General features: G+C 67.2%; 15 protein-coding genes. 5 read left to right on the top strand and 10 right to left on the bottom strand.

Annotated features, from left to right (window positions below; genetic code table 11):
• The first annotated feature begins 26 nt into the window (after positions 1-26).
• Both Y590_RS15985 and Y590_RS15990 read left to right on the top strand, forming a co-directional pair.
• The gene (locus tag Y590_RS15985) at positions 27-1700 is read left to right on the top strand and encodes an L-lactate permease (protein WP_060770718.1); all 1674 of its coding nucleotides are present in this window, start codon (positions 27-29) and stop codon (positions 1698-1700) included.
• A 95-nt stretch (positions 1701-1795) separates the two neighbouring features.
• Entirely contained in the window at positions 1796-2983 is a 1188-nt protein-coding gene (locus Y590_RS15990) for an alpha-hydroxy acid oxidase (RefSeq protein WP_060770719.1), read from the top strand.
• A gap of 208 nt (positions 2984-3191) precedes the next feature.
• Here the strand turns inward: Y590_RS15990 and Y590_RS15995 are convergent, their stop codons facing one another.
• From Y590_RS15995 to urtA, 10 genes are all read right to left on the bottom strand, one after another.
• Positions 3192-4244, bottom strand: a complete 1053-nt coding sequence (locus Y590_RS15995) for an aliphatic amidase (RefSeq protein ID WP_060770720.1) — start codon at positions 4242-4244, stop codon at positions 3192-3194.
• Positions 4245-4325: 81 nt separating this feature from the next.
• Positions 4326-5786 (bottom strand): carbohydrate porin, encoded by a 1461-nt coding sequence (locus Y590_RS16000; RefSeq protein ID WP_060770721.1) that lies wholly within the window; start codon positions 5784-5786, stop codon positions 4326-4328.
• Positions 5787-5952: 166 nt separating this feature from the next.
• Positions 5953-6270, bottom strand: a complete 318-nt coding sequence (locus Y590_RS16005; RefSeq protein ID WP_060770722.1) for an FmdB family zinc ribbon protein — start codon at positions 6268-6270, stop codon at positions 5953-5955.
• 2 nt (positions 6271-6272) lie between these two features.
• The gene (gene fmdA, locus Y590_RS16010) at positions 6273-7502 is read right to left on the bottom strand and encodes a formamidase (RefSeq protein ID WP_060770723.1); all 1230 of its coding nucleotides are present in this window, start codon (positions 7500-7502) and stop codon (positions 6273-6275) included.
• Positions 7503-7665: 163 nt separating this feature from the next.
• The gene (locus Y590_RS16015) at positions 7666-8682 is read right to left on the bottom strand and encodes an alpha/beta fold hydrolase (RefSeq protein ID WP_060770724.1); all 1017 of its coding nucleotides are present in this window, start codon (positions 8680-8682) and stop codon (positions 7666-7668) included.
• Positions 8683-8693: 11 nt separating this feature from the next.
• Positions 8694-9383, bottom strand: a complete 690-nt coding sequence (gene urtE / locus Y590_RS16020) for an urea ABC transporter ATP-binding subunit UrtE (RefSeq protein WP_060772322.1) — start codon at positions 9381-9383, stop codon at positions 8694-8696.
• A gap of 70 nt (positions 9384-9453) precedes the next feature.
• Positions 9454-10242 (bottom strand): urea ABC transporter ATP-binding protein UrtD, encoded by a 789-nt coding sequence (gene urtD, locus Y590_RS16025; protein WP_060770725.1) that lies wholly within the window; start codon positions 10240-10242, stop codon positions 9454-9456.
• An 11-nt stretch (positions 10243-10253) separates the two neighbouring features.
• Positions 10254-11435 (bottom strand): urea ABC transporter permease subunit UrtC, encoded by a 1182-nt coding sequence (gene urtC / locus Y590_RS16030; protein WP_060770726.1) that lies wholly within the window; start codon positions 11433-11435, stop codon positions 10254-10256.
• 13 nt (positions 11436-11448) lie between these two features.
• Entirely contained in the window at positions 11449-12375 is a 927-nt protein-coding gene (gene urtB / locus Y590_RS16035) for an urea ABC transporter permease subunit UrtB (protein ID WP_060770727.1), read from the bottom strand.
• A gap of 110 nt (positions 12376-12485) precedes the next feature.
• On the bottom strand, positions 12486-13739 hold the full coding sequence (gene urtA, locus Y590_RS16040; RefSeq protein WP_060770728.1) for an urea ABC transporter substrate-binding protein: 1254 nt from the start codon (positions 13737-13739) through the stop codon (positions 12486-12488).
• A 447-nt stretch (positions 13740-14186) separates the two neighbouring features.
• Here urtA and Y590_RS16045 point away from each other — a divergent pair, with 447 nt between their 5' ends.
• The 3 genes from Y590_RS16045 to Y590_RS16055 all read left to right on the top strand — a co-directional run bounded on the left by Y590_RS16045 (position 14187) and on the right by Y590_RS16055 (position 19711).
• Positions 14187-17402, top strand: a complete 3216-nt coding sequence (locus tag Y590_RS16045; RefSeq protein ID WP_060772323.1) for a hybrid sensor histidine kinase/response regulator — start codon at positions 14187-14189, stop codon at positions 17400-17402.
• Entirely contained in the window at positions 17395-18297 is a 903-nt protein-coding gene (locus tag Y590_RS16050) for a response regulator transcription factor (protein WP_060770729.1), read from the top strand. Before Y590_RS16045 ends, Y590_RS16050 begins: the two co-directional genes overlap by 8 nt.
• A 616-nt stretch (positions 18298-18913) precedes the next feature.
• Positions 18914-19711, top strand: a complete 798-nt coding sequence (locus tag Y590_RS16055; RefSeq protein WP_060770730.1) for an invasion associated locus B family protein — start codon at positions 18914-18916, stop codon at positions 19709-19711.
• The last annotated feature ends 363 nt before the right edge of the window (positions 19712-20074 follow it).

The raw sequence follows: 20074 nt of genomic DNA on the forward strand, positions 1-20074 counted from the left end.
GCGCATTCACCGGGAGGGCGCGCGCCTTGAGTTGGAACCAAGTCTACGATCCGCTGTCGAACACGCTCTGGTCGACGCTGCTCGCGGCGCTGCCGATCGTCGTGCTGCTCGGCGGGATCGGCCTCCTGCACATGAAGGCCCACGTGGCGGCCCTGCTCGGCCTCGCCGTCGCCCTGGCGGTGGCGGTGTTCGGCTTCGGCATGCCCGCCCCCATGGCCGGCGCCACCGCCGCCTACGGCGCTGCCTTCGGGCTGCTGCCGATCGGCTGGATCATCCTCAACGTCATCTTCCTCTACCGGCTCACCGAGCAGACCGGCCAGTTCGACATCCTGCGCGATTCCATCGCCGGCATCACCCCGGACCGCCGGCTGCAACTCCTGTTCATCGCCTTCTCCTTCGGCGCGTTCTTCGAGGGCGCGGCGGGCTTCGGCACCCCGGTGGCGGTGACCGCCGCCATGCTGATGGGGCTCGGCTTCACCCCGCTCGCCGCGGCCGGCCTCTCGCTTATCGCCAACACCGCACCCGTGGCCTACGGCGCGCTCGGCGCTCCCGTCATCGCCCTCTCCGCGGTCACCGGACTCGACCTGATCCAGCTCTCGGCGATGATCGGGCGCCAGCTGCCGTTCTTCTCCGTCATCGTGCCATTCTGGCTGATCTGGGCGTTTGCCGGCCGCAGGGGCATGCTGGAGGTCTGGCCGGCACTGCTCGTCGCCGGCCTTTCCTTCGCCGTGCCGCAATATCTCGTCTCGAACTTCCACGGCCCCTGGCTCGTGGACGTGGTCGCGGCGATCTGCTCCATGGGCGCGCTCGCGGGCTTCCTCCGGGTTTGGCAGCCGGCGCGGGTCTGGACCTCCACCGGCACCGACATGCCCGCGGATCAGACCACGATCCCGGCCCGCCACAGCCATTCGGTGGGTACGGTGTTCCGCGCCTGGCTGCCTTGGCTGATCCTTTCGGTCTTCGTCTTCGCTTGGGGCGCGCCGCAATTCCGCGCTTGGCTCGACGCCGTCTGGATCTGGCGGATGCCGGTGCCCTACCTGCACAACCTCGTCGTCAAGATGCCGCCGGTCGTGGCCCAGGCCCACAGCGAGGCCGCGATCTACACCCTCAACCTGCTCTCGGCGACCGGGACCGGCATCCTGCTCTCGGCCCTCGTCGGCGGCCTGGTCCTCGGCTTCAGCCCGCTCCGGCTGCTGCGGGAATACGGGCGCACCGCCTACATCGTGCGCTACTCCCTCGTCACGATCTCGGCGATGCTGGCCCTCGGCTACGTCACCCGCTACTCGGGGACCGACGCGACGCTGGGCCTCGCCTTCGCGCAGACGGGGTGGATCTATCCCTTCTTCGGCGCGCTGCTCGGCTGGCTCGGCGTCGCGCTCACCGGCTCCGACACCGCCTCCAACGTGCTGTTCGGCGGCCTGCAGAAGATCACGGCGGAGCAGCTCGGCCTGTCGCCCGTCCTCATGGCCGCCTCCAACTCCTCGGGCGGCGTGATGGGCAAGATGATCGACGCCCAATCCATCGTCGTCGCCTCCACCGCGACGCAGTGGTACGGCGGCGAGGCGAAGATCCTGCGCTACGTGTTCTTCCACTCGATCGCGCTCGCCTGCCTCGTCGGCGTACTGGTCATGCTGCAAGCCTACGTGCCGCCCTTCACCGCCCTGGTCCCGGCGACGCCCCTCCCGGTCCTCGCACCCTGATACCGGCCGGCCGGGCGGCGCCTGCGCCACGCCCGGCCTCTCCATTTCCCGACGGAGCGCCCCGACGGGCGGCCGCATCCCCACGGAGATCAGCGATGCGTCTGAAGAACTGCCACAGCTTCCACGATTTCCGCCGCATGGCGAAGAGCCGCCTGCCGGGCCCGATCTTCGACTACATCGACGGCGGCGCGGACGACGAAGTGACCCTGCGTCGCAACACCAGCGCCTTCGATACCTGCGATCTGGTCCCCAACGTGCTGCGGGGCGTGGGCGAGGTCGACATGTCCGTGACCGTGATGGGCCAGCGGCTCGCCATGCCGGTCTACTGCTCGCCCACCGCCCTGCAGCGCCTGTTCCACCATCAGGGCGAACGGGCGGTCGCGGCCGCGGCGGGCCAGTTCGGCACGATGTTCGGTGTCTCCTCCCTCGGCACGGTGAGCCTGGAGGAGGCGCGCCGGATCAGCAGCGGGCCGCAGGTCTACCAGTTCTACTTCCACAAGGATCGCGGCCTGAACCGCGAGATGATGGCCCGCGCCAAGCAGGCCGGCATCGAGGTGATGATGCTGACCGTCGACAGCATCACCGGCGGCAACCGCGAGCGCGACAAGCGGACGGGGTTCGCCATCCCCTTCCGCCTGAATCTCGCAGGCCTCACCCAGTTCGCGATCAAGCCGGCCTGGGCGATCAACTACCTGACCCATGAGCGCTTCCGGCTGCCGCAGCTGGAGAACCATGTCGGCATGGATGGCGGCGCCCTCTCGATCAGCCGCTACTTCACCGAGATGCTCGATCCCACCATGTCCTGGGACGACGTCGCCGAGGTGGTTCGCGAGTGGGGCGGCCAGTTCTGCCTGAAGGGGATCATGTCGGTCGAGGACGCCGAGCGCGCGGTCGAGATCGGCTGCACCGGCATCGTGCTGTCGAACCACGGCGGGCGCCAGCTCGACGGCTCGCGCACGGCCTTCGACCAGTTGGCGGAGATCGTGGACGCCGTTGGCGACCGGATCGACGTGATCATGGACGGAGGCGTGCAGCGTGGCACCCATGTGCTCAAGGCTCTCGCCCTGGGAGCCAAGGCCGTCGGCCTTGGCCGCTATTATCTCTTCCCCCTCGCCGCAGCCGGTCAGCCGGGTGTCGAGCGCGCCCTCGACCTCCTGCGCAGCGAGATCGAACGCGGCATGAAGCTGATGGGGTGCACGGACTTAAGCCGGCTCAATCGCGGCAACCTACGTTGCATCGAACGAAACTGGATGGATATCGAGCAATATCGCTCCCATCAGTGATTATGACGACATTCGAAACCTGCTGATCCGTATGAGCCGGACAGCTCAACCATCACGGATTTTGCTTGCCATGATCGATCCTGTCGTTGAACCTTGGCGCAAGGTGTGACCTGACCGGCTGGTTTTGGACCGGACGGAGAACGCCCTCCACCCGGTCCGGGTGGAGGGCGCTCGGCCGCGTGACGGGGCGCTTCAGCCCAAGCCGGGCTCAGCGCGGGTCGGGCGGGCCCTCGCCCTTGCCGACGAAGGGGATGCCCTCGATCGGGCATTCCTCGGTGCCGACGCTGGAGCGGGTGATGGCACGCACCGCGTCGCGGGTGCCGTCGGGGTCCTCGATCCAGCGGCGGTAGAAGTCGTAGGGGCATTCCGACATCCCGTGCCGGTTCTCCTTCGAGTTGATCATGCCGGTGTAGCCGCGGTGCAGCAGCTTGAAGAGGTGGTTCTCCGACTGGCCGTGGGCGCGGAAGTCGCGGATCAGGAATTTCGAGAGTGCGGCGTACTGGATGCCCATCTCCTCCTCGCCGCACTCGCCGAGCGTCCGGCCGTCGAAGCCGATGATCGCCGAGTGGCCGAAGTAGCTGTAGACGCCGTCGAAGCCGGCGGCGTTGGCGACCGCGACGTAGGTGTTGTTGGCGAATGCCATCGCCTTCGAGATCAGAACCTGCTGCTCCTTGGCCGGGTACATGTAGCCCTGGCAGCGGATGATGAGTTCGGCGCCGCGCATGGCGCAGTCGCGCCAGATCTCGGGATAGTTGCCGTCGTCGCAGATGATGAGGCTGATCTTGAGCCCCTTGGGACCGTCCGAGACGTAGGTGCGGTCGCCGGGATACCAGCCCTCGATCGGGGTCCAGGGCATGATCTTGCGGTATTTCTGCACGATCTCGCCCTGGTCGTTCATCAGGATGAGCGTGTTGTAGGGCGCCTTGTTCGGGTGCTCCTCGTGGCGCTCGCCGGTGAGCGAGAACACGCCCCAGACCTTGGCCTTGCGGCAGGCATCGGCAAAGACCTCGGTCTCGGCGCCGGGAACGGACGAGGCGGTCTCGTACATCTCGCCCGCGTCGTACATGATCCCGTGGGTCGAGTATTCGGGGAAGATCACGAGATCGAGGCCCGGCAGACCGGCCTTCATCCCGATGATCATGTCGCCGATCTTCTTGGCGTTTTCCAACACCTCGGCCTTGGTGTGCAGCCGGGGCATCTTGTAGTTCACGACGGCGACGCCGACGCTGTCCTGACTCGACGAGATATCACCGTGCATCATGGCGTCGTTCCTCCGGTTCGTTGTGGGGAGGGGCCGCGCCTTTGTCCCGCGCGGCCCGCCTTCGTGGGGTAGGGCCGCCGCTCAGCCCGGTGCGAGGCCGAGGAGGGTGCCGAGCGGGACGACGAGGGTGGCGCCGGCGTAGAAGCCGTCCTTGGCGCGCCGCGCGGTGAAGGGGTTCCAGAACGTGTTCGGGTTGACCACGTACTGAACCACCGGCTCGATGATCACGCCCGCGCCGACATCGAAGTGCGCGTTGGCCTCGAACACGAACTTGTCGCGCGAATACGGGGCGCCCGAGCCGCCCGAGATGAAGTTCGCGTCAGACAAGAACTGCGTGTAGTTCTCCGACAAACGCTGCCAGTTCATCTTCAGCCCGTAGCTGTCGTTGGGCCGGCTCTGGTCGGGCGCGTCGAGGCGCACGCCGACGAACGAGTTGAAGCGGATCGGCACCGTCGGGTCGAAGGAATAGCCCGTGCCGGTGTAGAGCGAGATTGACGTCGGGTGCGGGTTGGCGACGAGGCCGCCATCGGCGCGCCAGACCGTCTGCGTGCCGGTGAGCACGATGCCGGAGGTGCCGTTCTTCTGCAGCACCGGGGCGCCGGGGTTCAGGCCCTTGGAGGTGCCGAACACCGTCTTGAAGTTGTCGTCGTGATCGGCCGTGTTGAAGAAGCCGGTGAGCGAGGCGCGGCCGGGATAGGCGGTCATGGTGTAGTCGGTCTTGGTGCCGATCTCGGTCATCACCAGCGCGCCCGAGAGCCGCTCGTAGCCGAAATCGTAGCCCGAGAGCGCGTTGGTGCCGGGGTTCACCGAGAAGGCGCCGGCCTGGACGTAGCTCGTGGGCGAGAGCTGGTAGGCGGCATTCGCCCCCCAGACGGCGTAGAGCGGCGAGGTGAAGCCGGCGTTGATGTAGAACAGGTCCTGGAAGCAGGAATTGATCGAGTTGCACGGCGGCAGGCCGTAGTAGCGGTCGGGGTGGGTGCGGCCGACCTCGATGACGAGGCGGTCGTCGAGCAGCTTCTGCTGGTAGGTGAGCAGCGAGAGGCGGTTGTTGTTGGGGTTGAACGGCGGCTGGTAGCCCACCGTGGTGTCGCCGATATCGGCGGCCATGTTGAGATTGCGGACGTTGCCGAAGAAGGTCTGGGTGAACTTGATGGTGCCGCCACTGATGTTGGCGATGCGCTGCATGTCGGCGGTCATGGAGAGGACGAAGTAGGTCGAGTTCGACTGCTCTCCGGTGCGCAGGCCGGCCGAGGGGTTGGCCTGGTAGAAGTTGTAGATGTTGATGTCGAAGGTGAGCCCGCGCTCGGCCATGTGGGTGGCCCAGGGGGCGAGCGGTCCGACGCGGACGGGATCGGTAGCCTTCTCGGCAATGGCCGGATCGGTGCGCGGCTGGGTCTGATCGTTGAACTGACCCACCGGAGAGGCCTGCTGCGCAAGGGCGCCCGTCGCCGTGGTAAGGCTTGCCGCCAGCAGGGCTCCCGCCGTTCCGATTCTCACGCCGCGACTGCGCCTCGGCCGTGTCTGTGTCACTCGTTTCGTCATCGTCAGTCCCCAACCCGTCCTCTGCACCGACCTGCCCACAGGGTTCGTCCCGCTTGTCGTGTCGCGGCCGGCGGCTCCCTCACGGAGCTGTTCTTCGGTTCGATTCCTCCTCCCGGAGGGGGAGCGGCGGGCACACCGGGCGCCCGCCGCCGAGGCGGCCGTTCGATCAGTGGCTGATCATCCAGGGCCGCGCGTTCGGGAAGCTCTTGGCCGCCGCGGGTGCGGCCGCCGTCTTCTTCGGCGAGCAGCAGCCGCAGCCGGCTCCATGGCTACGGGAGCGCCGCGGCTCGTGGCGGCTGCGCTCGTTGGTGGCGTGGGCCGCCTTGAGGCCCGCATCCATGCCGGAGATCCGCGGGGCGGTGAGGAAGGCGCGCTGGCATTCCCCGCCGCAATCCGGGCAGTCATGCGGGTCCTTGAACTGCGCCATCGGGCGCAGCACGGTGAAGGGACCGCAGGCTTCGCAGGCGTAATCGTAGACGGGCATGATCAAAGATCCGGCGAGAGCGGCATCTGGATCGAGCCGTCGAGGAACTTCGTCGGCCCGGCCTCGGACGGGTTGATGTCGAAGTCGAAGATGCCGGTCGGAATCCAGAGCGTGGCGCAGGCGTTCGGGATATCGACGACGCCGGAGATGTGGCCCTGGACCGGGGCGGTGCCGAGGATCGAGTAGGCCTGCGCGCCCGAATAGCCGAACTTCTTCAGGTACTCGATCGCGTTGAGGCAGGCTTGGCGGTAGGCGACCGTCACGTCGAGGTAATGCTGCTTGCCGTACTCGTCGACCGAGACACCCTCGAAGATCAGGTGATCGTCGTATTTCGGGGTGACCGGCGACGGCTTGAAGATCGGGTTCTTGATCCCGTACTTGGCCATGCCGTCCTTGATCAGGCTGACCTTGAGGTGGACCCAGCCCGCCATCTCGATGGCGCCGCAGAAGGTGATCTCGCCGTCGCCCTGGCTGAAATGCAGGTCGCCCATCGAGAGGCCCGCACCCGGCACGTAGACGGGGAAGTAGATCTTCGAGCCACGCGACAGATCCTTGATGTCGCAATTGCCGCCGTGCTCGCGTCCCGGCACCGTGCGGGCGCCCGTCGCCGCAGCGTTGTCCTTCGCGTCCCCCTTCAGCCGGCCCATATGCGCGGTCGGGCCGAAGGGGAGGGTGGCCAGCGCCGGCACCCGGCTCGGATTGGTGTCGTAGAGCGCTTTCTCGCGGGTGTTCCAAGTCTCCAGCATCTTCGGATCGGGCAGGCAGCCGATGAGACCCGGATGGATCAGGCCGGGGAAGCGCACACCGGGCACGTGGCGCGACTTGGTGAACATGCCCTCGAAATCCCAGATCGACTTCTGGGCCTGGGGGAAGTGCTCGTCGAGGAAGCCGCCGCCGTTGTTCTTCGAGAAGAAGCCGTTGAAGCCCCACTGGCTCTCGGGCTTGGCGCCGATATCGAGCAGATCGACCACGAGCAAGTCGCCGGGCTCGGCGCCCTCGACGCCGATCGGGCCGGACAGGAAGTGCACGATCGACAGGTCGATGTCGCGCACGTCGTCGGCGGAATCGTTGTTCTTGATGAAGCCGCCGGTCCAATCGTAGGTCTCGACGATGAAGTCGTCGCCCGGCTTTACGGTCGCGACCATCGGAATGTCCGGGTGCCAGCGGTTGTGCACCATGTCGTTGTCATAGGCCGACTGCGTGAGATCGACCTTGATCAGAGTCTCGGGCATTTCCTTTTCTCCTTTACTGTCCGGAATTCAGGCAGCCGTCCCCGTTGCGTGTCCGGTATCGGTCCGGCCGCCCGCGTGGATCGTTGTTGTCGTTCTTCGTTCATCCGGCGCGGGTCGGCGCCGGATCGGGTCGGGCGGGGCGCCGGGGCGCCCCGCGGATGGCTCAGCTGGCGAGCAGCTCCTTCAGCGACGCATCCAACACCTTGATGTCCTCGGGCGAAGTGCCGGGGCCGCCGGCAAAGTGGCCCCAATAGGTCTCGACCGTGCGCAGCTCGGCGTTCGGCATATGCTCGACCTCGATGGCGCTGTCTTCGGGTGGGAAATACAAGTCGGTCGAGGCCGGCATCACGAAGGCCTTGGCCTTGATCGCGCCGAGCGCCTTCCGGAAATCACCGCCGTAGAGGTCGTTGGCGGAGATGTCGCCGTTCTGCCAGGTCCAGAGCATGGCGAGCAGGTTGTTGGCGTCCTTCTCCAACAGCCAGCCTTCCCAGAAGCCGACGAGGAAGTCTTCGAGCGAGGCGTAGCCCATCTGCTTCAGGTCGGCCTCGACCCGGTAGAAGGTCTGCGAGAAGCCCCAGCCGGCATAGACCCGGGCGGCGGCGCGCAGGCCCTTCTGCGGCTGTTCGGCATAGAACCCGTCGGCGAAGGCGGCATCCGCCTGGAGCGCCGCCTTGACGCCCTCCAGGAAGACGAAGTTGTGCCGCGAGCACTTGGCCGAGCCCTGGAACGGCAGGATGCGCTCGACCATGTCGGGGAAGATCGCGCCCCAGTGGAAGGTCTGGAGCGCGCCCATCGACCAGCCGGTCACGAGCTTGATCCGCTCGATGCCGAACTTCTCCGTCACCAGCCGGTGCTGCTGCACCACGTTGTCGTAGGCCGTGACCTTGGGAAAGCGCGGCCCGTTGAAGGGGGCGGGCGTGTTGCTCGGCGAGGACGACAATCCGTTGCCGAACATGTTCGGCACGATGATGAAGTAACGGCCCGGATCGAGCGCCTTGCCCGGCCCGATCAGCCATTCGTTCTCCAGATGCGTGCCGGAATACCAGCAGGGATAGACGATGACGTTGTCTCGTGCCGCGTTGAGCGTGCCGTAGGTCTTGTAGGCGAGCCGGGCACCGCGGATCGTCTGCTTCGACTGCAGGACGACGTCGCCGAGTTCGAAGATCTCGTAATCGGCCATCACGAAGATCCTCAGACCGAGAGGAAGCGGGCGACCTGCGCCTCGTCGATGTCGGCACGTAAACTCTCGTGGACGATCGAGCCGTTCTCGATCACGAGAACCCGGTCGGCCACGTCCATGGCAAAGCTTAGCACTTGCTCCGAGACGACGATCGACAGACCGCGCTCGTCGCGAATCTTCTTCAGCGTACGCCCCATCTCGCGAATGATCGAGGGCTGGATGCCCTCGGTCGGCTCATCGAGGAGCAGAACCTTCGGCTTGCTGGCAAGCGCCCTCGCGATGGCGAGCTGCTGCTGCTGGCCGCCGGAGAGGTTGCCGCCGCGCCGGCCCTTCATCTCCAGCAGCACCGGAAACATGGTGTAGAGGTCCTGCGGCACCTTCCGGGAACCGGTGACGGTGAGCCCGGTCTCGATGTTCTCCTGCACCGTCATGGTGGAGAAGATCATCCGGCCCTGCGGCACGTAGGCCAGCCCCTTCGCCACGCGGGCATGGCTCTTCAGGGCGGTCACGTCGGTGCCGTCCACGGTGATCCTGCCCGACTTCGTCGGCACGATGCCCATGAGCGTCTTCATGAGCGTCGACTTGCCCATGCCGTTGCGACCCATCACGGCGACGATCTCGCCCGGCGCGACGTCGAGATCGATGCCGTGCAGCACCTCGCTCTGGCCGTAAGCCGAGTGGAGGTCGGAGATCGACAACATGGCTTGGGTGCCCGGCATCACCGGCGGCACGAGGGGGGAGGGGGAAGTCTGGAGCATGATCCGTTCGCCCTCAGTGACCAAGATAGACTTCGATGACCTTCGGATCGTTCTTGACCCGCTCCATCGACCCTTCGGAGAGCACCTTGCCCTGGTGGAGCACGGTGACCCGGTGGGCGATGTCCTCGACGAACTTCATGTCGTGCTCGATGACGAGCACCGAGCGGCCCTTGATGATCTGGTTCAAGAGTTCGGCGGTCTTGATGCGCTCGCCCACGCTCATGCCGGCCACCGGCTCGTCGAGCATCAGCAGCTCCGGGTCCTGGATCAGCAGCATGCCGATCTCCAGCCACTGCTTCTGGCCGTGGCTCAGGAACTCGGCGCGCTCGTCGAGCTGATCTTTCAGGAAGATCGTCTGCGCGATCTCGTGGATACGGTCGCGCACCTCGGCGTCGCGCTTGAAGGTGAGCGCCCCGAACACCGAGCGGCCGCGGGGGAACGAGATCTCGAGATTCTCGAACACCGTCAGGTCGTCGTAGATCGAGGGCGTCTGGAACTTGCGCCCGACGCCGGCCTGGACGATCGCGCTCTCGGAGAGCTTCGTCAGTTCCTGGCCCTTGTACTTGATCGAGCCGGAGCTGGCACGGGTGCGCCCGCAGATCAGGTCGAGCACCGTGGTCTTGCCGGCGCCGTTCGGGCCGATGATGACCCGGATCTCGTCCGGATCGACGTAGAACGAGACGTCGTTGACTGCCTTGAACCCGTCGAAGGAGACGGTGAGCGCCTCGACCGCCAGCAGGAAGTCCTTCTCGTCAGCGGGCGTGCCGATCGGAGCGGATGAAGGGAGGATGGCCGCGTTCATGGGTTTCGTCCTCACTCGGCCGGGGTGCCGTGGGGCAGGGCGGGGCCGGCGACGGGGGCCAGACCCTTGGCCTTGCGGAACAGGCGGGGTTCGATGTGCTCGCGCCAGATGCCGGCGAGACCGTTGGGGAAGATCAGCACCACGGCGATGAACAGGGCGCCGAGGCCGAACAGCCACATGTCGGGGAAGGACTCGGAGAAGGAGGTCTTGGCGAAGTTGACGAGCAGCGTCCCCCAGACCGCGCCGAACAGCGAGAGGCGCCCGCCGACGGCGGTGTAGATCACCATCTCGACCGAGGGCACGATGCCGACGAAGGAGGGCGACATGAACCCGACCTGGAGGGTGAACATCGCGCCGCCGATCGCCGCGAAGGCCGCCGCGAGGCAGAAGGCGAAGACCTTGAAGCCCGCCACCGAGTAGCCCGAGAACCGGACCCGGTCCTCCTTCTCGCGCATGGCGACGAGGATGCGGCCGAGCTTCGACTTCTTCACGTACTGCGCCATCAGGATGCAGCCGATCAGCAGGCCGCCGTTGACGAAGTAGAGGATGTACTTCGCGCTATCCTGGCGGATGTCCCAGCCATGGAGGGTGCGCAGATCGGTGATGCCGTTGATGCCGCCGGTATAGCCCTGCTGGCCGACGATCAGGATCGTCAGGATCGCGGCGATGGCCTGGGTGATGATGGCGAAGTAGGTGCCGCCGACGCGGCGCTTGAACATCGCCACCGAGATGAGGAAGGCGAAGGCCACCGGCACCGCGACGACGAGGAGCAGCGTCAGCGGCAGGCTCTGGAACGGGTGCCAGAACCAGGGAAGCTCCGTGATCTGGTTCCAGTCCATGAAGTCGGGAATGCCCGGCGTCGACTGGATCTTCGTGTTCTCGACGCTGGACGCCTCCAGCTTCAAGTACATCGCCATGCAGTAGCCGCCGAGCCCGAAGAACACGCCCTGGCCGAGCGAGAGGATGCCGGCATAGCCCCAGCAGATGACGAGGCCCAGCGCGACGAAGGCGTAGGTGAGATACTTGCCGACGAGGTTGAGGCGGAAGCCGTCGAGCACGAGCGGCAGGACCACGAGGATCACGCCGGCCAGCAGCGCGAGGCTGACCCACTCGACCGGCTTCATGAAGGGGTTGTCGTTGACGGTGACCGCCTTCGACAGGGACTGCATGGGACTTGTCTTCTGGTTCGTCATCGGGGCGCGCTCCTCAGCGACGGACCTTGAGGGTGAACAGGCCCTGCGGCCGCAGCATCAGGATTCCCACCACCGCGAGCAGGGTGAGCACCTTGGCCATCGAGCCGGAGAGGAAGAATTCGAGGGTGGATTGGGTCTGCGAGATCGAGAAGGCCGAGGCGATCGTGCCGAGCAGGCTCGCCGCACCGCCGAAGACCACGATCAGGAAGGTGTCGACGATGTAGAGCTGGCCCGAGGTCGGCCCGGTGGAGCCGATCATCGTGAAGGCCGAGCCGGCGATGCCGGCGATGCCGCAGCCGAGGCCGAAGGTGGTGCGATCGACCTTCTCGGTATCGATGCCGACGGCACCCGCCATCGGGCGGTTGCTCATCACCGCGCGGATCTGCGCGCCGAAGCGCGAGCGGTACATCAGCACCGCGACGCCCACGGTGATGACGGTGGTGACCGCGATCACGAACAGGCCGTTGATCTGCACCTCGATGGAATCGGTGACGGGGATCGAGCCCATCATCCACGAGGGCAGTTCGACGCCGACCTCGCGCGGACCGAAGATCGTGCGGTAGGCCTGCTGCAGGATCAGCGAGAGGCCCCAGGTCGCGAGCAAGGTGTCGAGCGGCCGCTTGTAGAGGTGGCGGATCAGCGCCCATTCCACCAGCATCCCCATCGCCCCCGAGGCCAGGAAGGCCAGCGCCATAGCGACGAAGAAGTACACGCCGAACAGCGAGGGCAGGTAGGTCTGGAAGAAGGTCGAGCAGAGATAGGTGACGTAGGCACCCAGGATCATGAACTCGCCGTGGGCCATGTTGATGACGCCCATCTGGCCGAAGATGATCGCCAGCCCGAGCGCCATCAGAACGTAAACGGAAAACAGGATGAGGCCCGCGAAGCCCTGCATCACGAAGATCGAGCTGAGGTCTGCGAGCGAATAGTCGCCGAACATGGCTTTTGACTCCGGCGGAATGTCTTGGGAGGGCGCAGCAAGTGTCGGGCCACGCCCGTCATGTCGTGGATCTCCCCTCCCGCACGGAGAGGGGACCGGAGCGTCCGCGACTACTGGTAGCCCTTCGGGAAGGGGTTCGGCTCGATCAGCTCGGGGCTCTCGTAGACCACCTCGAACTGGCCGCTCGGCAGGGCCTTGGCGACGCGGGTCTTCGACCAGAGGTGATGGTTCGGGTGGATCTTCACGTAGCCTTCCGGCGCCTCCTTGAACTCGATGCCGGCGGAGGCCGCGGCGACCTTGTCGACATCGAAGGAGCCGGCCTTTTCGACCGCCATCTTCCACAGGAACGGGCCGAGATAGGCGGCCTGGGTCACGTCGCCGATCACGGTCTTGTCGCCCCACATCTTCTTGAAGGCGGAGACGAACTTCTCGTTGTTGGGGTTCTTCAGCGACTGGAAGTACTTCATGCAGGAATAGGCGCCGGCGATGTTGTCGCCGCCGATGCCGTCGATCTCGTCCTCGGTGACCGAGATCGTCAGCAGGGTCTGCTTGTTGAGGTCGATGCCCGCCGCCTTGAGCTGCTTGTAGAAGGCGACGTTCGAGCCGCCGACCACGTCGGCGAAGATCACGTCCGGCTTCTTGAGCTTGATCTTGTTGATGACCGAGTTGAACTGGGTGTGGCCGAGGGGGAAGTATTCCTCGCCGGCGACCGTGCCCTTGAGCACGTTCTCGATGTGCTTGCGGGCGATCTTGTTCGACGTGCGCGGCCAGATGTAATCGGAACCGACCATGAAGAAGGACTTGGCGCCCTTCTCCTTCGCCACCCAGTCGAGCGAGGCGAGGATCTGCTGCGTCGCCTCCTGGCCGGTGTAGATCACGTTCTTGGACTGCTCCAGGCCCTCGTAGAAGGTCGGATAGTAGAGCAGGCCGTTATACTGCTCGAACACCGGCAGCGCGGCTTTGCGCGAGGCGGAGGTCCAGCAGCCCATCACCGCGGCGCAATGGTCGTTGACGAGGAGCTTCTTGGCCTTCTCGGCGAAGGTCGGCCAGTCGGAGGCGCCGTCCTCCTGGATCACCTTGATCTTGCGGCCGAGCACGCCGCCCATCTCGTTGATCTGGGCGATCGCGAGCTTCTCGGCCTGGATCGAGCCGGTCTCGGAGATCGCCATGGTGCCGGTGGCCGAGTGCAGGATGCCGACCGTGACCTCGCTATCGGTCACCGCGAGCCCGGTCGTGTTGACGGCCGAGGTCGGCGCGGCGGCAAACGCCATCCGCGGCATCATCGCCAGCGCGGGAAGCCCCGCGAGACCCATGAGAAGCTTGCGCCGCAGGGCCGAGTCCAGGCCCTTCTTGTCGTCCGCCATCGTGCCTCAACCCCTGTATCTTGTCTCGGCACGGCTCTGCCGGTTGGCGGCCGTGCTCGACCGAGGGGAAGGCTAGGCTTGATGGTGGGTCACGGCCCATACGCTGTTTTGCGTATGTCCGCCCGGCAGACCGGACCGTAGCGTGCCGCTCTCGATTCCGTGAGCGCCGCGCGTTAGGGATGTCCGTGGCCCGCCGTGACGGACAATCCGGCCGGCACATCCGTTGCAAGCCGGTGATCCGCCCATCGTGAGGACGGCCCCCTGAGCGCCCGGTCCATCATCCCGATCCGTCGGGACTACAACCGCCTCGTCGCCGACGAGACGCTGGAAGACTATGCCCTGCGCTTCACCGCCAAGAAGGCGCGCCGCTGGTCGTCCTTCCGCATCGCGCAGACGGCATTGGGCTCGCTCTCGTTCCTGGCGCTGGAAGCCATCGGCGGCACGCTGGTGCTCGCCACCGGTTTCACCAACACCTTCGCCGCCGTGCTCGTCGTCGGGCTCATCATCTTCGCCACCGCCGCGCCGATCACGATCTACGCCGCGCGCTACGGGGTCGATATCGACCTCCTCACCCGCGGAGCGGGCTTCGGCTATCTCGGCTCGACCATCACCTCGCTGATCTATGCCGGCTTCACCTTCCTGTTCTTCGCCATCGAAGCCGCGATCATGGCGCTGGCGCTGCAGCTCTGCCTCGGCCTGCCGCTCTGGATCGGCTACATCGTCAGCGCGGGGGCGGTGATCCCGCTCGTGGTCTACGGCATCCGCCTCATCAGCCGGTTCCAGCTCTGGACGCAGCCGCTCTGGATCGGCCTCAACCTGCTGCCGCTCCTCTGCATCTGGCTCTCGGGGCCGGTGCCGTTCGAAGCCTTCACCGGCTATCCCGGCCTGGAAGCCGCGGGCGCGGGCTTCGACCTGCGCCTGTTCGGGCTCGCTTCCGGCATCCTGCTGGCACTGCTGGCCCAGGTCGGCGAGCAGGTCGACTTCCTGCGGTTCATGCCGCCGCCCCAGGAGAGGGGCGATTGGCGCTGGTGGGTCGGGGTGCTCTCGGCGGGCGCCGGCTGGATCGTACCGGGGATGCTCAAGATCCTGCTCGGCGCCTTCCTCACGGTGCTGGCGCTCGGCCATGGCGTCTCGCCCGAGCGCGCCGCCGAGCCGACGCAGATGTACGCGGTCGCCTTCGGCTACGTCTCCGGCTCGCCCGGCGTCGCGCTGGCGCTGACCGGCCTGTTCGTGGTGATCTCGCAGCTCAAGATCAACGTGACCAACGCCTATGCCGGCTCGATCGCGTGGTCGAACTTCTTCTCGCGCCTCACGCATAGCCATCCGGGCCGAGTGGTCTGGCTCGTGTTCAACGTCGCCATCGCGCTGCTGCTGATGGAACTCGGCATCGACAAGACCATCGAGAGCACGCTGCCGCTCTATGCCTGCGTGGTCTCGGCCTGGGTCGGAGCGCTCGCGGCCGATCTCGCGGTCAACAAGCCGCTCGGGCTGTCGCCGCCGGGCATCGAGTTCAAGCGCGCGCATCTCTACGCCATCAACCCCGTGGGGACCGGGGCGATGGTGCTCTCGCTGCTCGCCGGCTGCCTGATCCATGCCGGCCTGTTCGGCGACGCGCTTCAGCCCTTCGCGCCGATGCTGGCGCTCGCCACCGCCTTCACCGCCGCACCCGCCATCGCCCTGGCGACCGGGGGCAAGCGCTACCTCGCCCGCGACCCGCAGACCGCCTGGGACCGGCCGGAGATCACCTGCCGGGTCTGCGAGCACCCGTTCGAGGCCGAGGACATGGCCCAGTGCCCGGCCTATTCCGGGCCGATCTGCTCGCTGTGCTGCTCGCTCGATGCCCGCTGCGGCGACCTGTGCAAGCCGCACGGACGGTTGGAGGTGCAGGCCCACGACGCGCTCGCCCGCGTGCTGCCCGCCCGCACCGCCGCCTGGATCGGCGCGCCGCTCGGCCGCTACCTCGCGCTGATGCTGACCCTGATCACGGTGATCGGGCTGATTCTCGTCATCGTCCACGCGGGTGCCGCCGCCGCGCATCCGGAGCACGCGGAAACCCTGCGCGCGGCGCTGACCAGCCTGTTCTTCATCCTGATCGTGATTCTGGGCGTGGTCGCATGGCTGTTCGTGCTGGCCCAGGAGAGCCGCCGCGTCGCGCAGGAGGAAACCGCGCGCCAGACCGCCCTCTACGAGGCCGAGATCGCCGCCCACAAGGTCACCGACGCCAAGCTGCAGCAGGCCAAGGAGACGGCGGAGGCCGCCAACCTCGCCAAGAGCCGCTACGTCGTCGGCATCAGCCACGAGTTGCGCACGCCGCTCAACGCCGTGCTCGGCTACGCGCAGTTGCTGGAAGGCGACCCGAGCATCCCGGAACCCCGCCGCAACGGCATCCGGGTGATCCGCCGCAGCGCACAGCACCTCTCGGGGCTGATCGACGGCCTGCTCGACATCTCGCGGATGGAGGCGGGGCGGCTCCAGACCCACCGCAACGAGATTCGGCTCGCCGACTTCCTCGCCCAGATCGTCGACATGGTGCGGCTCCAGGCCGAGGGCGCGGGCTTGACGTTCCGTTTCACCCGGCCGGAGATCCTGCCGGCGGTGGTGGCGACCGACGAGAAGCGCCTGCGCCAGATCCTGCTCAATCTCCTCTCCAACGCGATCAAGTTCACGCCCCAGGGCGAGGTCGCGCTGGAGATGACCTATCGCGGACAGGTCGCCGTCTTCACGATCCGCGATACCGGGCTCGGCATTCCGGAGGCCGATCTCGGCCGGATCTTCGAGCCGTTCGAGCGCGGCTCGATGCCCGCCGCGCGCGCGGCGCCCGGCACCGGGCTCGGGCTCACCATCGCGCATTTGCTGTCGCAGGTAATGGGCGGCGAGATCACCGTCGAGAGCCGGGTCGGGGAGGGCACCTGCTTCCGGGTGCGGCTGATGCTGGCCTCGGTGAACCGCCCCGCGCCCGCGGCGGTCCCGGCCCCCGCGGCGGTGATGCGGCCCGCCTTGTCCGAGCCGGGCCGCCTCGTTCTCGTCGCCGACGACGATTCCGCCCACCGCGCGCTGATGCGCGAAATTCTGGAGCCCCTCGGCTTCACGGTCGCCGAGGCGCCGGACGGTCCGGCCTGCCTCGCTTTGGCCAGGGAGCGCGAGCCGGCCCTGATCCTGCTCGACATCGCCATGCCGGGCATGAGCGGCTGGGAGGTGGCGCGAACGCTGCGAGAGACCGGCTTCACCGCCCGGATCGCGATGATGTCGGCCAACGTCCACGAGATCAGCCCGAGCCGCGGCGCGGATGCGCCGCACGACGACATCATCGCCAAGCCGTTCGACATGCAAGATCTTTTGGAGAGAATCACCGGGCTTCTGGGTACCGCCCGCCCGCTGCCCGGCCCCACCCCGGAAACCCGCCCGATCATGCGCCCCGAGCGTCCGGCCCAAGCCGCGAAGGACGATGCGGCGCGCGGAGGAACCGTGCCGGCCGAGCACGTCGCCGCGCTGCTGCGTCTCGGCCGCATCGGCCATGTGCGCGGCATCGAGGCCAAGCTCACCGAGTTGGAGACCGACGCCGCCGTGCCGCCCGCCTTCATCGCGCAGATGCGCGGGCTGGTGACGGCCTACGACATGCGCCGCTATGTCGGCGTTCTGGAGGGACTGGCCCGCGATGCCTGACACGCGGCGCGACATCGTCCTCGTCGTCGATGATTCCCCCGACACGCTCAGCTTCCTCACCGAGGCGATCGAGCGCTCCGGCGCCACGGTGCTGGTGGCGGTGGGCGGCGACCTCGCCCTCGACCTCGTGGAGGAGATCACCCCCGACATCATCCTGCTCGATGCGGTGATGCCGGGCATGGACGGGTTCGAAACCTGCCGCCGGCTCAAGGCCAAGGGCCATCTCGCCCACGTCCCCATCATCTTCATGACCGGGCTGTCGGAGACCGAGCACATCGTGAAGGGCCTGGGCGCGGGCGGGACCGACTACGTCACCAAGCCCATCGCCCCCGACGAGATCCTGGCGCGCATCCGCGTCCATCTCGCGAGCGCGCGGGCCGCGCAGAGCGCCCGGGCGGCGCTCGACACCGCCGGGCGCACCTTGTTCGCGGTCGATGCCGCGGGCGCGGTCCTGTGGTGCACGCCGCAGGCCGCGCAGGTGCTCGCCGCGCTCGGAGCGAGCGAGCCGCTGAGCCTTCCTCCGAGCGGACGCGACTGGCTGGCCAAATGCCTGGCCGCCGCCGCCGCACCCCTCACGCTCACCGACGCGCAGGGGCGAATCCACACCTTGAGCTTCATCGGCCGCACCGGGCCGGAGATCCTGCTGCGCCTCTCCGGCGATCCCGCCGCCGCCGGGCTGGAACGGCTGCGCGAGCGCCTGCCGATCACCGGCCGCGAAGCGGAGGTGCTGCTCTGGCTCTCCCGCGGCAAGTCGAGCCGCGACATCGGCGAGATCCTGGGATTGAGCCCCCGCACGGTGACGAAGCACCTCGAAGGCATCTACGCCAAGCTCGGCGTCGAGAACCGAACCGCCGCCGCGGCGGTCGCGGCGCGGCACCTGCGCGATCTGGATTGACCCGCCAAAGCACGCTCGTCATCGCGAGGTGAAGCCGAAGCGATCCAGGGCTCGTCCTGATAGAGCGCATTCCGACGAAGTGGTGACCGGTGCGTCGGAATGCGCGCCAAAACAATGACCGAGAGACGCCGGCCTGATGCAACGGGATCGGATACGGCTCCTGAGCGTCATTCCCTCGTTCGAAAACCGGCCCATAGGGCCGCCCAGGCTGCAAGGCGAAGCGGCAGGGCTCGCCCGAAGCCCGCTCAACCGCCCCGCCGAGGCGGGTTCCCGATGGGCCGGCGAGGCCCGAACACGACCTCTCGAGGCGTGAAATCGGCCATATCGCTCTTCAATTCGCGTACGGGCCGGGCATGCGACTTGAGGCGGCGCATGCAGGGGTGTACGGCGCAGGCGTCATGCCTTCGCCGCATTCCAGGGGAAAGCAGGCCGCCGTCTCGTTCGGGTAGAAATCGTGCCGCGCCCGAGGCTGCCTATGCCGATCCGGCGCACCGCCAGGAAGGCCGCGCCTCGGACCGATCGGCCGGGCCTGCGGCCATCCCGCAGGGCTGCGGCGGACCGAGTGAGCACCGCGTCACGTCGCTACGCGCCATCCGTTGAAGGGGTCATAACGCCGATGTTCCTTGCCAAGTTCTCCATGGCCAAGCCTTCCGCGCGCCCACTGCGCGTGGCCGCGTTCCTCGCCATGGCGGGCCTGGGCGCCGGCCTGGGCGGGACCGCGTTCGCGCAGAAGAAGCCGGCCGCTCCGGCCCCGGCCCCCGCGCAGGCCCAGCCGGCCGCGCCGGCCCAGCAGCAGGCCCAGGGCGCCGGCCCGCAGCTCATCAACGTGAAGTCCGAGCCGAGCCAGGCCGATTGGACCAAGGTCTGCGGCAAGGACCAGGGCTCGGGCACCGACGTCTGCTACACCACCCGCGACTTCGTGTCGGATAACGGCCAGCCGGTGCTCGCCGTCGCGGTCTACGACATGAAGAACGCCGCGACGAAGCAGGAGGTGAAGGTCGTCCGCTTCCTGCTGCCGCTCGGCCTGATGCTGGCGCCCGGCATGCGCTTCGATGTCGACGGCAAGGAAGTGACCGGCGGCAAGTTCGCGGTCTGCTTCCCCAACGGCTGCTTCGCCGAGGCCGGCGGCGTCTCGAACGAGTTGATGACCGGTTTCAAGAAGGGCACGACGCTCAACGTCCGGGTCCAGAACCAGACCCAGCGCGAGGTGGTGTTCGCGGTGCCGCTCACCGGCTTCGGCAAGGCCTTCGACGGCCCGGCCATCGACCCGAAGGTGCTTGAGGAGCAGCAGAAGAAGCTCCAGGCCGAGATGGAGAAGCGCAGCGAAGACATGCGCAAGAAGCTGGAGCAGCAGGGCTCGGCCGGCGCCGCCCCGGCTCCCGCAGCCCCGGCCGCCAACGCCGCGCCGAAGTAAGCCGCGCCGTTCAACGGATTTCGACAAGGAAAGCCCCGCCGTGCTCGCCACGGCGGGGCTTTCCCGTTCTCGGAGCAGCGGGCGCGGAACGCCCGGCCGCCCCTCGATCGCTCAAAGCGAAGTGGCAAACGCAACCGCAAGGGGCGTCGTGCGTTCGGCCAGTCCCAGATCAGCCGGGCGGCAACAGTCAACCGCCAAGTGGTCGTTAAGGATGTTTCGCCGGGCGGCCTCTGGGATAGCGGGAGCAATGGTGACGAAACGCACCGCGCAATCCCACTGCACAAGGTTAGGGGTTATTTAACGATCACGGCGGCCGCGAAGGAGCCGCAACGGAGTTCAGGCAATGAGCCAGCGCATCGACGA

Source organism: Methylobacterium sp. AMS5 (assembly GCF_001542815.1).
Classification (GTDB): domain Bacteria; phylum Pseudomonadota; class Alphaproteobacteria; order Rhizobiales; family Beijerinckiaceae; genus Methylobacterium.